11 protein-coding genes are annotated in these 11,665 nt (G+C 72.0%); 6 read left to right on the top strand and 5 right to left on the bottom strand.

The features are described from left to right. The first annotated feature begins 96 nt into the window (after positions 1 to 96). Both ACFP3V_RS15225 and ACFP3V_RS15220 read left to right on the top strand, forming a co-directional pair. The gene (locus ACFP3V_RS15225) at positions 97 to 795 is read left to right on the top strand and encodes a methyltransferase (protein ID WP_380583568.1); all 699 of its coding nucleotides are present in this window, start codon (positions 97 to 99) and stop codon (positions 793 to 795) included. 126 nt (positions 796 to 921) lie between these two features. Beyond that, positions 922 to 1,788: an alpha/beta fold hydrolase gene (locus ACFP3V_RS15220; RefSeq protein WP_380583566.1), complete on the top strand. Its 867-nt coding sequence runs from the start codon at positions 922 to 924 to the stop codon at positions 1,786 to 1,788. Here the strand turns inward: ACFP3V_RS15220 and ACFP3V_RS15215 are convergent. From ACFP3V_RS15215 to ACFP3V_RS15195, 5 genes are all read right to left on the bottom strand, one after another. Continuing rightward, on the bottom strand, positions 1,778 to 2,662 hold the full coding sequence (locus ACFP3V_RS15215) for a LysR family transcriptional regulator (RefSeq protein ID WP_380583564.1): 885 nt from the start codon (positions 2,660 to 2,662) through the stop codon (positions 1,778 to 1,780). The genes ACFP3V_RS15220 and ACFP3V_RS15215 overlap by 11 nt on opposite strands. 75 nt (positions 2,663 to 2,737) lie before the next feature. Further along, positions 2,738 to 3,157 (bottom strand): peptide-methionine (R)-S-oxide reductase MsrB, encoded by a 420-nt coding sequence (gene msrB / locus ACFP3V_RS15210; RefSeq protein WP_380583562.1) that lies wholly within the window; start codon positions 3,155 to 3,157, stop codon positions 2,738 to 2,740. Positions 3,158 to 3,183: 26 nt separating this feature from the next. After that, a complete protein-coding gene (murC, locus tag ACFP3V_RS15205; RefSeq protein ID WP_380583560.1) occupies positions 3,184 to 4,575 on the bottom strand; it encodes a UDP-N-acetylmuramate--L-alanine ligase in 1,392 nt (463 codons plus the stop codon). A gap of 256 nt (positions 4,576 to 4,831) precedes the next feature. Next, positions 4,832 to 5,299: an indole-3-glycerol phosphate synthase gene (locus ACFP3V_RS15200; protein WP_380583558.1), complete on the bottom strand. Its 468-nt coding sequence runs from the start codon at positions 5,297 to 5,299 to the stop codon at positions 4,832 to 4,834. Between the two features lie 36 nt (positions 5,300 to 5,335). Continuing rightward, on the bottom strand, positions 5,336 to 6,100 hold the full coding sequence (locus tag ACFP3V_RS15195; protein WP_380583557.1) for a pyrimidine reductase family protein: 765 nt from the start codon (positions 6,098 to 6,100) through the stop codon (positions 5,336 to 5,338). A gap of 75 nt (positions 6,101 to 6,175) precedes the next feature. Here ACFP3V_RS15195 and zapE point away from each other — a divergent pair, with 75 nt between their 5' ends. The 4 genes from zapE (at position 6,176) to ACFP3V_RS15175 (ending at position 11,529) form a co-directional block, all read left to right on the top strand. Further along, on the top strand, positions 6,176 to 7,222 hold the full coding sequence (zapE, locus tag ACFP3V_RS15190) for a cell division protein ZapE (protein WP_380583555.1): 1,047 nt from the start codon (positions 6,176 to 6,178) through the stop codon (positions 7,220 to 7,222). Positions 7,223 to 7,440: 218 nt separating this feature from the next. Further along, positions 7,441 to 9,525, top strand: coding sequence for an excinuclease ABC subunit UvrB (gene uvrB, locus ACFP3V_RS15185; RefSeq protein WP_380583554.1), 2,085 nt, complete (start codon positions 7,441 to 7,443; stop codon positions 9,523 to 9,525). Positions 9,526 to 9,630: 105 nt separating this feature from the next. Next, positions 9,631 to 10,221: a TerD family protein gene (locus tag ACFP3V_RS15180; RefSeq protein WP_380583552.1), complete on the top strand. Its 591-nt coding sequence runs from the start codon at positions 9,631 to 9,633 to the stop codon at positions 10,219 to 10,221. Between the two features lie 294 nt (positions 10,222 to 10,515). Continuing rightward, on the top strand, positions 10,516 to 11,529 hold the full coding sequence (locus ACFP3V_RS15175) for a glycoside hydrolase family 16 protein (protein WP_380583550.1): 1,014 nt from the start codon (positions 10,516 to 10,518) through the stop codon (positions 11,527 to 11,529). The last annotated feature ends 136 nt before the right edge of the window (positions 11,530 to 11,665 follow it).

Raw genomic sequence — 11,665 nt, 5'->3', positions numbered from 1 at the left:
CTACGGCGGCGTTGCGAGAATCGCAAGGGTGCTTTCGGCCGCCCTCCGCGGGCCGGGACGCCCCGCCCGGACGGGCCGCGGGTACCCTCACCCCTCGTGACCGACTACCGTCCCCGCCTGACCGAGGCCGAGCAGCGGCGCATCCGCGCCTGGCACGACTCCGCGCTGGCCATGATGAGGGTCGAGGCGGGCGCGGCCGGCCAGACCTTCGACTACCTCGGGCTCAGCCTCTTCGTGCCGCCGCAGGTGCAGCCCATCACGGGCATGTCGCACCTGCTGGGCGAGGCGGTGCTCGCCGAAGTGCGCCCGCAGGACCGGGTGTTGGACATGGGCACGGGCAGCGGTGTCAACGCGCTGCTGGCCGCCGGCACGGCCCGCGAGGTGGTCGCCCTCGACGTCAACCCGGAGGCGGTGACCGCGGCGCGGGCCAACGCCGAGCGCAACGGCGTCCGGATCGACGTCCGCGAGAGCGATGTCTTCTCCGCGCTGACGGACGCGGACGGCCGCTTCGACCTGGTGGTCTTCGACCCGCCCTTCCGCTGGTTCGAACCGCGCGACCTGCTGGAGCAGGCCACCGCGGACCCCGGGTACCGCGCGCTGACGGCCTTCTTCGCGCAGGTGCGACGGCACCTCGCCCCCGGCGGACGGGTGCTGCTCGCCTTCGGCTCGTCGGGAGACCTGGCCTACCTGAGGGAACTGATGGACCGTCACGGCTTCACGGTGCAGGAGGTCGCGCGGGCCGAACTGGTCCGCGACGGCGTCACGGTGGAGTACCTGACCTTCCGGCTGCACTGAGACCCAGCGCACGCGGCCCGGCCGCACCGGGACCCGGCGGACTGTTTACGCCAGTACTTACTGGCAAGTAGATTCAGGCCCGCACCCCTTCGCCGCCGTCGCCGCAAGGAAGAGCAGGGCCTCGCCATGACCCGTGCCGTCCCCGCCCCCACCACCAGCGCCGCCCAGCGCGCCGAGGTCACCGTCGCCGGGATCCCCGGAGTCGCCGTCGTGTACGAGCGGCGCGGCTCCGGGGAGCCGCTGCTGCTGCTCCACGGGATCGGCCACCACCGCCAGGCGTGGGAGCCGGTGATCGACCGGCTCGCCGTCGAGCGGGACGTGATCTGGGTGGACCTGCCCGGATTCGGCGAGTCCCCGGCCGCGCCCGAGGGCGTGCCCTACGTCATCGACTCGTACGCCGAGGGCCTGGCCGCCTTCTGCGAGCAGATCGGCGCGCCGCGCCCACACGTCGCCGGAAACTCGCTGGGCGGCCTGGTCGCCCTGCGGATGGGCCAGTTGGGCGCGGCGCGGAGCGTCACCGCGCTGTCCCCGGCCGGCTTCTGGAACCGCGCCGAGCGTGCCTGGGGCTTCACCGTGCTGGCGCTGATGCGCCGCGGCGCGCTGGTGCTGCCGCCCGCCCTCGTCGCCCGGCTGTCCCGGAGCGCCTTCGGGCGCTTCCTGCTGACGAGCACCATCTACCACCGCCCCGGCCTGCGCGCGCCGGAGGCGGTCGTCGCCGAGACCGCCGCACTGCGCAACGGGCCCGCCTTCGAGCAGGTGCTCGCGGCGGGCAAGGCGGACGGCCTGTGGCACGGCGACATCCCCGACGTCCCGGTCACCGTCGGCTGGGGCAGCCGCGACCGGATCCTGCTGCGCCGTCAGGCGCTGCGGCTGAAGCGGCAGATCCCCGGCGCCCGGCTGGTCCGGCTGCCCGGCTGCGGGCACGTGCCGATGAACGACGACCCGGCAGCCGTCGCCCGGGTGATCCTCTCCGGCAGCAGCGTCAGTTCCTGACGCTGAGGCAGCAGGCGGCGAAGTCGCGTACGACCGGGTTGGCGTCGTCGGCGGCCGACCAGGCCACCGCGACCGTGCTCGGCCTGATCCCCGTCACCGGCCGGAAGGCCACACCCCGGCGGACCGTTCCGGCAAGGGTGCGCGGCACCAGCGCCACGCCCCGGCCCGCCGCGACGGCGTCCAGCCAGTCGTCCCCGGGCCGGGCCTCCGCGCCGATCCGCACCCGCCGGCCACCGCGCTCGTCGGCGGCGAGCCAGTGCTCGCGCCAGACCCCGCACTCGGCCGGACCGGCCACGAAGGGCTCGTCCCAGAGCTGCTGAGCGGGGATCAACTGCCGGGCCGCCAGCGGGTGCTGCTCCGGCAGCGCCGCCCACCGCTCCTCGGCGCACAGCGGCTGCAGCCGCAGCCGCTGCTGCCCGGGGAACGGCAGTCGCACCAGCGCGGTGTCCACCGCCCCCGACGCCAGCCCCGCTCCGGGCTCGCCCCAGGACGCCGCACGCAGCTCCACCCGCCAGCCGGGATGCCACGCCTCGAACGCGGCGACCAGCCCCGGGACCGCCTCCGCCGCCCCCAGCACCGAGCCGACCCGCAGCACCTGGGCCGCGGAGTCCCCGGCCCGCCGGGTCTCCCGGGACGCCCGCTCCCAGTCCCGCAGCAGCCCCGGCACCCGCCGCGCCAGCACCCGGCCCGCCACCGTCGGCGCCATCCCGGCCCGCGTTCTGATCAGCAGACGGACCCCCAGCCCGCCCTCCAACCGCCCGATCTCCTCGGCGAGCACGGCCTCCGACATCAGCAGCCGCCGCGCGGCCTGCGTCTCACTTCCGGTCTGCGCGACGGCGAGAAAGCTGCGGAGCTGACGGGTGTCCACATCCATTCCGCCAGGTTAGGCAGCCGCCCCGGACCCGCGCCGGGACGGCACGCCGAAGGGCCCGGGCGCCCGGGCCCGGGCTCACTCCTTCGGCTTGAGCGTCAGCGAGATGGAGTTGATGCAGTAGCGCTGGTCCGTCGGGGTCGGGTAGCCCTCGCCCTCGAAGACGTGGCCGAGGTGGGAGCCGCAGGCGGCGCAGCGGACCTCGACGCGGCGCATGCCGTGGGAGGTGTCCTCCAGGTACTCGACCCGGTCCTCGGCGAGCGGGGCGAAGTAGGAGGGCCAGCCGCAGTGGGAGTCGAACTTCGTCTCCGAGGAGAACAGTTCCGCCCCGCACGCGCGGCAGGCGTAGACGCCGACGGTCTTGGTGTCGGTGTACTCGCCGACGAAGGGGCGCTCGGTCGCCGCCTCGCGCAGCACCGCGTACTCCGCGGGGGAGAGCTGGGCGCGCCACTCGGCGTCGGTCTTGTGGACGGGGTAGTTCGCGGGCTGGTTCGTCATCTCACGCTCCCGGGTCTCGTCTGGGCTCAGGCGAGGCGGGCCAGGATCTCCGGGCCGAGCAGGGTCACGTCGCCGGCGCCCATGGTCAGAACGAGATCACCCGGGCGGCTGATTCCCGCCAGCAGGTCCGGCACGGCGGCCAGCGAGTGCGCGGCCTGGACGTCCGCGCCTGCGGCGCGTGCGGCCTCGATGACGATCTCGCTGGTGATCCCGGGCTCCGGGTCCTCGCGGGCCGGGTAGATGTCGAGCACCACGGCGAGGTCGGCAAGGGCCAGGGCCTCACCCATCTCGGTGCCCAACTCCCGGGTGCGGCTGAACAGATGGGGCTGGAACACGACCAGCACCCGGCCCTCGCCCGCCGCCTCGCGGATCGCCCGCAGGTCGGCCGCGATCTCGGTCGGATGGTGCGCGTAGGAGTCGATCACCTGGACGCCGCGGACCTCGCCCTTGAGCTGGAGCCGACGCCGCACGCCCTGGTAGCTGCCCAGCGCCTGCGCGAGGGCGGCGGCGTCCACGCCCAGCGCGATCCCGGCGGCGAGCGCCGAGACGGCGTTGTGGGCGTAGTGCCGGCCCGGGACGTTGACGGTGAAGGACAGCTCGCCGGTGCCCGGCAGCGCCACCGTCACCTCGCTCGTCATCCCGCGCGGGACGACGGACAGGATCCGCACGTCCGCGTCCTCGGCCTCGCCCACGGTGACGACGGTGAGCCCGTCGCGCCCGCGCACCCGCGAGGTCAGCTCGCGCGCGCCCGGGTGGTCGGCCGAGACGACCAGCGTGCCGCCAGGGACGACGCGGGCGACGAACTTCTCGAAGGACTCGTAGATCTCGTCCATCGACGCGTAGTTGGCGTGGTGGTCCAGCTCGACGTTGAGGACGATGGCGACCTCGGGGGAGTACTTCTGGAAGCTGCGGTCGCTCTCGTCGGCCTCCGCGACGAAGATCTCGCCGCTGCCGTGGTGGGCGTTGCTGCCAGGTTCGTTGAGGTCCCCGCCGATGGCGAAGGAGGGGTCGAGCCCCAGTGCGGTCAGGCTGACGGCCAGCATGCTCGTGGTGGTCGTCTTGCCGTGGGTGCCCGCGACGGCGAGGGCGCGGCGGCCCTCCATCAGCGCGGCCAGCGCGTCCGCGCGGTGGACGACGGGCAGACCGCGCTCACGGGCGGCGACCAGCTCGGGGTTGTCCTCGCGGATGGCGGAGGAGACGACCACGCTGTCCGCGGCGGCGGGCAGGTGCTCGGCGGCGTGCCCGACGTGCACCTCGGCGCCGAGCTGGCGCAGGGCGACGACGGTGGTCGACTCCTTGGCGTCACTGCCGGAGACCTTGGCCCCGCGCAGCGCGAGGATCTTGGCCAGCCCGGACATGCCCGCGCCGCCGATGCCGATGAAGTGGGGGGCGGTGAGCGAGGGCGTTTCGGTGGTCACGCGAGGTCTCCGAGGGTGCGGGCCGGCGGCTGTCGCCACGATTCTGCCGCAACACCCGCCCCGGCACGGAAACCACGCACGACGCCCCCGGGCCCGACCGGTGGCCAGGGCCTGTCCAGCGGATCTTCCCGGGCCCGCGCCGCTCCCCCACCCTCCGGGCCGGAGGTATCCCAGCCACGGCCTGCCCCAGCCTCCGGCCGGGAGGGTGGGGGAGCGGCACGGGCTGATCCGGGAGGACCCGCCGACAGGCCCCTAGCTAGTCCTGCTGTGCGAAGAGCTGCAGCACGGGCACGCCGACCTTGTGCCGGGCCTGGGAGGCCCAGTCGCGGTGGAACAGGCTCTCCACCCAGTGCGGGGCGACCAGCACGATCACCTCGTCCGCCTTGACCTGCTCGACCAGCTCGCGCAGCCCCTCCAGGGGGTTGTGCTCGACGACCGTGCCCTCCGCCTCCGCGCCGGCCCGGCGCAGGTGGCGCAGGGAGTGCTCCAGCGCCTGCTCTGCCTGGGTGACGGCGTTGCTGCCGTGCGGCTCGTCCCGCTCGTGGGCGGCTTCCTCCAGATATCCGAAGGCCACGTCGTCGATGGCGCGAAGGAGCTCGTCCTGCTTGCCGCGGGGCTGCATGACGACGTGGAAGGAGACCTTCTCGTCCCCGTGGAGTGTGGTGACGAGCTCGACGTCCCGGTCGGACATCGCTTTCTCGATCAACAGAACGCTGGTGAACACGCGTGCCCCTTCTAGGAAACGGAACGTCACATTCCGCTAATCCGATGCCACCACGCTACGGGCGTAGCGGGCGAAGAGGAAACCTTTCTCCTCAAGGAGGGCGACCAATTCCAGCCGTTCGGTGACCTCTTCGGCCGCATGAGCGATACGTGTGGCCGTACCGGCCGTGACCAGGGGGGCGAGGCTCAGGCAGAGCTCGTCCAGAAGGTCCTGGGCGACCAGCTGGCCGAGGAGGGTGGGGCCGCCCTCGGTGAGTTGGCGCACCAGCCCGCGTGCGGCCAGCTCGGCCCGCGCGCGGGCCAGGTCCACGCGCCCCTCCCCGGTGATGACGACGTCGGCGACTTTGCGCGCTTCCGCCAGGGCTTCTGACGGGGCGTCAGCAATCGTGAGCACGATCGTGGGGGCCAGCGGCTCGGTGAACAGCGGGTCGGCGAAGTCAAGGTCCAGCCGCGCCGAGACCAGCGCGATGGCGGGGGCTGGGCCCTGCCCCCGGGCGGCCCGCTCGGCGGCGAACTCCTTGCGCGCCCGGGCCGGGCGGTAGCCCTCGGCGCGGGCGGTGCTCGCGCCGACCACGATGACGTCCGACAGGGCCCGCAGTACCCCGAAGATCCGCTTGTCCGCGGGGGAGGAGAGCCCCTCGGAGAGACCGGCGGCCTGGGCGGAGCCGTCCAGGGAGGAGACCATGTTCGCGCGCAGCCAGGAGTCGCCGGGTTCGAGCCCGGGGTAGGCGTAGGCGGCGGCGAGGCCCTCCAGGCTGGTGAGGTCGGTCACATCCGGGCTTGCAGGGAGCAGAACGCGCATATTGCGCAGTCTTCCACGCGGGCCCGCGCCGTACCCTGGGGATTCGTCAGCCCCGTCGGCCCGTGGAGTCCTCCCGTGAGCAGCACCCTCCCGCCCGGATCGCTCGCGGAGCGCACCCCGGTGGTCGCCGCCGAGCGGCTGATCGCGGAGATGGTCCCGCCGCCCCGGTTCCGGAGCGCGCGCTTCTCCACCTACCTCCCGGACCCGGAGCAGCCCTCGCAGGCCGAGGCGGTACGCATCCTGGAGTCCTTCGCCGCGTCGCTGGCGGAGCGTCAGGCCCCTGTGAAGAAGCGCTGGTTCGGGCGGGCGGCCGCCGCCGCCCCGAGCGCGCCGGGAGGCGTCTACCTCGACGGCGGCTACGGCGTCGGCAAGACCCACCTGCTCGCGTCGCTGTGGCACGCCGCCCCCGGCCCCAAGGCGTTCGGGACCTTCGTGGAGCTGACCAACCTGGTGGGGGCGCTGGGCTTCCAGCAGGCGGTCAAGGCCCTGTCAGGGCACACGCTGCTCTGCATCGACGAGTTCGAGCTGGACGATCCCGGCGACACGGTGCTGGTCTCCACACTGCTGAGCCGGCTCGCGGAGGCCGGGGTCAAGCTGGCGGCCACCTCCAACACGCTCCCGGGCAAGCTCGGCGAGGGCCGCTTCGCGGCGGCGGACTTCATGCGGGAGATCCAGGGCCTGTCGTCCCGGTTCCGCAGCGTCCGCATCGACGGCCAGGACTACCGCCACCGGGGCCTGCCGGAGGCCCCGCCCCCGTACGACGACGCCCGGGTGACCGAGCTGGCGGAAGGTTTCGCCGGAGCGACGCTGGACGACTTCGACGCGCTCCTGGCCCATCTGTCCGAGGTGCACCCGAGCCGGTACGGCGCGCTGCTGGACGGCGTCGGGGCGGTCTGCCTGCGCGGCGTGCGGGAGGTCTCCGACCAGAGCACGGCGCTGCGGCTGGTGGTGCTGGCGGACCGGATGTACGACCGGGAGCTGCCGGTGGTGGCCTCGGGACTGCCGTTCGACGCGATCTTCACGGACGAGATGCTGAAGGGCGGCTACCGGAAGAAGTACTTCCGCGCGATCTCGCGGCTGGTCGCTCTCGCCCGCGACAGCCGGAAGCTCGCCACGGCCTGAGGCACCCACCCCCGGGCCCCGGAGGGGCCCTTGGGGGCGCGGGAACTGCGCGAGCAACACACCACCCGAGGAGGTCCGTCCCCATGTGCGGGACGGACCTCCGCGGGTGGTCGGCTGGTCGCGCAGTTCCTCCCCACCCTTCGGGCCGGGTATCCCCAGCGCCCCTGCGGGGTGCAACCGGATCCGGATTGTCAGTGCCGGGTCGTACCGTGGACAGCGTGAGACCCATCACCGATCTTGAGCGATCCGTGGCGCCTTTCGAGGTCGTCAGTCCCTACCAGCCCAACGGCGATCAGCCCCAGGCGATCGCCGAGCTCGCGCGTCGCATCAACGCGGGCGAGAAGGACGTCGTCCTGCTCGGTGCCACCGGCACCGGCAAGTCGGCCACCACGGCCTGGATGATCGAGCAGCTGCAGCGGCCCACGCTGGTGATGGCTCCGAACAAGACCCTCGCCGCCCAGCTGGCCAACGAGTTCCGCGAGCTGCTGCCCAACAACGCGGTCGAGTACTTCGTCTCGTACTACGACTACTACCAGCCCGAGGCGTACATCGCGCAGACGGACACCTACATCGAGAAGGACTCCTCGATCAACGAGGAGGTCGAGCGGCTGCGCCACTCGGCCACCAACTCGCTGCTCACCCGGCGCGACGTCGTCGTGGTGGCGTCGGTGTCCTGCATCTACGGCCTGGGCACGCCGCAGGAGTACGTCGACCGGATGGTCAAACTCCGCGTCGGGGACGAGATCGACCGGGACGCGCTGCTGCGCAGGTTCGTCGACATCCAGTACAACCGCAACGACCTCGCCTTCACCCGCGGCACCTTCCGGGTCAGGGGCGACACCATCGAGATCTTCCCGGTCTACGAGGAGCTCGCCGTCCGTATCGAGATGTTCGGCGACGAGATCGAGGCGCTGAGCACCCTGCACCCGCTCACCGGCGAGGTGATCAGCGAGGACCAGGAGCTGCACGTCTTCCCGGCCACCCACTACGTCGCCGGTCCGGAGCGGATGGAGCGCGCCATCGCCGGGATCGAGCGGGAGCTCGAGGAGACGCTCGCCCGCCTGGAGAAGCAGGGCAAGCTGCTGGAGGCGCAGCGGCTGCGCATGCGCACCACCTACGACATCGAGATGATGCGGCAGATCGGCACCTGCTCCGGCATCGAGAACTACTCCCGCCACATCGACGGCCGCGAGCCCGGCAGCGCCCCCAACACCCTGCTGGACTTCTTCCCGGAAGACTTCCTCCTGGTCATCGACGAGTCGCACGTGACGGTCCCGCAGATCGGCGCGATGTACGAGGGCGACGCCTCGCGCAAGCGCTCGCTGGTGGAGCACGGCTTCCGGCTGCCCTCCGCGATGGACAACCGCCCGCTCAAGTGGGAGGAGTTCCTGGAGCGGATCGGTCAGACGGTCTACCTGTCCGCCACGCCCGGCTCCTACGAGCTGTCGCGCTCCGACGGCCAGGTCGAGCAGATCATCCGCCCGACGGGCCTGGTCGACCCGGAGGTCGTGGTCAAGCCGACGGAGGGTCAGATCGACGACCTGGTCCACGAGATCCGGCTGCGCACGGAGAAGGACGAGCGCGTCCTGGTCACCACGCTGACCAAGAAGATGGCCGAGGACCTCACCGACTACATGCTGGAGCTGGGCATCCGGGTCCGGTACCTGCACAGCGACATCGACACGCTGCGCCGTGTCGAGCTGCTGCGCGAGCTGCGCGCCGGCGAGTACGACGTCCTGGTCGGCATCAACCTGCTGCGCGAGGGCCTGGACCTGCCCGAGGTGTCCCTGGTGGCGATCCTGGACGCGGACAAGGAGGGCTTCCTGCGCTCGCCCACCTCGCTGATCCAGACCATCGGCCGCGCAGCGCGCAACGTCTCCGGCCAGGTGCACATGTACGCCGACAAGATCACCCCGGCGATGGAGCGGGCGATCGAGGAGACCAACCGCCGCCGCGAGATCCAGCAGGCCTACAACCGCGACCACGGCATCGATCCGCAGCCGCTGCGGAAGAAGATCGGCGACATCCTGGACACCCTGGTCCGCGAGGATCTGGACACCGAGGCCCTGCTGAGCACCGGCTACCGCCAGTCCGGCGGGGCGAAGGCCCCGGTCCCCGCGCTGGGCCGGGACGCCAAGGCGTCGGGCCGGAAGGCGCTGCCGGCCGAGGAACTGGCGGACCTCATCAAGGATCTGACGGACCGTATGCACGCCGCGGCGGCGGAGCTCCAGTTCGAGGTGGCGGCCAGGCTCCGGGACGAGATCAAGGAGCTCAAGAAGGAGCTGCGCCAGATGCAGGCGTAGCGCCCGGCCAGGGGTGCGGGGATCCCCCTTCGGGGGAGGGTGCGTTGCTCGCGCCTGTCGCGGGGCCGAGCGTAAGCTGTGCGCCGGACGAAGGGGGAGTAGGCAGTGTCGGTGAATCTCGGCAAGGGACAGAGCGTCAGCCTCGCCAAGGCCAGCGGGGGCAGCGAGCTGAGCGTGGTGCGGATGGGCCTGGGCTGGAAGGCCGCGGCCAGGAAGGGCCTGTTCGGTTCGCTGCGGCGGCGGGAGATCGACCTCGACGCCTCGGCGGTGCTCTACGACGCCGAGGGGCGCCTCGCCGACGTCGTCTTCTTCCAGCACCTGGTCAGCAACGACGGATCGGTCCGGCACACCGGGGACAACCTGGTGGGCGGCGCCGGTGCGGGTGAGGACGACGAGTCGATCCTGGTCGACCTGGGCCAGGTGCCGCAGGCCATCCGGCAGATCGTCTTCACCGTCAACTCCTATACCGGGCAGACCTTCCAGGAGGTCGAGAACGCCCACTGCCGGCTCGTGGACGAGAGGTCCGGCCAGGAGCTCGCGCGCTACACGCTGAGCGGCGGCGGCCCGCACACCGGGCAGGTGATGGCGAAGGTGTTCCGTGACGGCGACGGCGGCTGGCAGATGCTGGCGATCGGCGCGCCGGCCCGGGGCCGGACCTTCCAGGACATGCTCCCTGCCATCGCGCCCCATCTGTGAACCGGCGCTGACGGAGCGTCAGCCGCCCGGGTGCTGACGCCCCGTCAGGCTGACGGATCATCAGACTGACACGCCGTCAGACCACTGCTGACGGCGTGTCATCATCCGTGCGGGTGTATAAGGTTGCCGCCCGTTTGTCGGACCTGTGTGCGTGCATACGCTGAAAGCATCCGTAGCCCAGTCGCGGATTCCTGCGCCGACGCACCGCTGCTCGCCCGGTCGGGGCAGGACTGCACAACCTGACGAAGGGCGGCACGAGGGGCGTTCGACCTCGCCGGTGTGGAGAGAAGCACTATGTCCATCAGCCGTGCGGCGCGCACGCTCGCCGGTCTCGCCGCTGTTCCGACTCTCCTGGCCACCTCCCTCGCCCTCCCCGCACGGGCCGCCGACTGGACACCGCCGTCGGTGCCCGCGCCGGTCACGATCCCGCAGCTGCCCGGGATCACCGTTCCCGACGTCAGCAAGGTCATAAAGACGCCCGGGTGGCTGCCCAACCCCGTCGACGCCGAGCAGCTCGCGGACTTCGCCCTGTTCAAGGCGCTCTCCGTGTTCCCGCAGCTGTCCGTCTCGCCGCTGTGCACGCCGTGGTGGGCCGGACGCGACGGCTGCAAGCCCTCCCTGGGCGTGGGCTCCACGCCGGTCTTCGACGAGGAGTTCGACAAGCCGCTGTCCCAGAGCAAGGACTGGGTGGCGACCACCACCTCCTCCTACCGCTACGGGAACCACAATCCCGACGACAGCAAGCTGGACTGGATCAGCCCGCAGGCGGTCCAGGTCGCCGACGGCGTGGCCACCTTCACCGCGAGACCGGGCAACCGGTGGCTGGAGAACGGTGAGCGCGCCTGGACCACGGGCCTGCTCACCACCGAGGGCTCGCCCAAGGGGTTCATGGTCCGCACCGGCGACTACGTGGAGGCCCGGGTCAAGCTGCCCACCGGGCTCGGCGCCTGGCCGGCGCTGTGGACCTGGAAGGACGGCGGCAACGAGATAGACAGCTTCGAGTACCACCCGGACAACCCGGCCATCCTGGAGCTGAGCAACCGGGTGCTGCCGGCCTACGACTACTGGTCCGGCCTGAGCGCCGCCGGGGACGACGGCTGGGTGACCATCGGCACCAAGTACGGCCAGAACTCCGTCGAGTGGTACGTCGACGGGGTGCGCGTCTACAAGGACCTCAAGGGCGTCGGCCCCGGCTGGTCCGCCTACCTGATCCTCAACCTCTCGGTCTCCGACGGCCGTTACCACCCGGGGCCGGACGGCACCGGGCCGATCCGGTTCCAGGCGGACTACGTCCGGGTCTACCGCTGAGGCCGCAGTCGCGGAACCACGTTTACCGCCTCCTTAGGTGACGGGCTGTTAGGCTCGCCGTAAGCGGAGGGGAGTACTCCCACTCGCGACGGCCCCGTCATCACGGCGCACCGCGCCCGGGGCCGTCGGCCCCGGG

It is taken from the genome of Streptacidiphilus monticola, from assembly GCF_042658505.1.
Lineage (GTDB): Bacteria > Actinomycetota > Actinomycetes > Streptomycetales > Streptomycetaceae > Streptacidiphilus > Streptacidiphilus monticola.
Note: the sequence above shows the minus strand (reverse complement) of the source record. Positions and strands in the feature narration are given on the sequence as shown.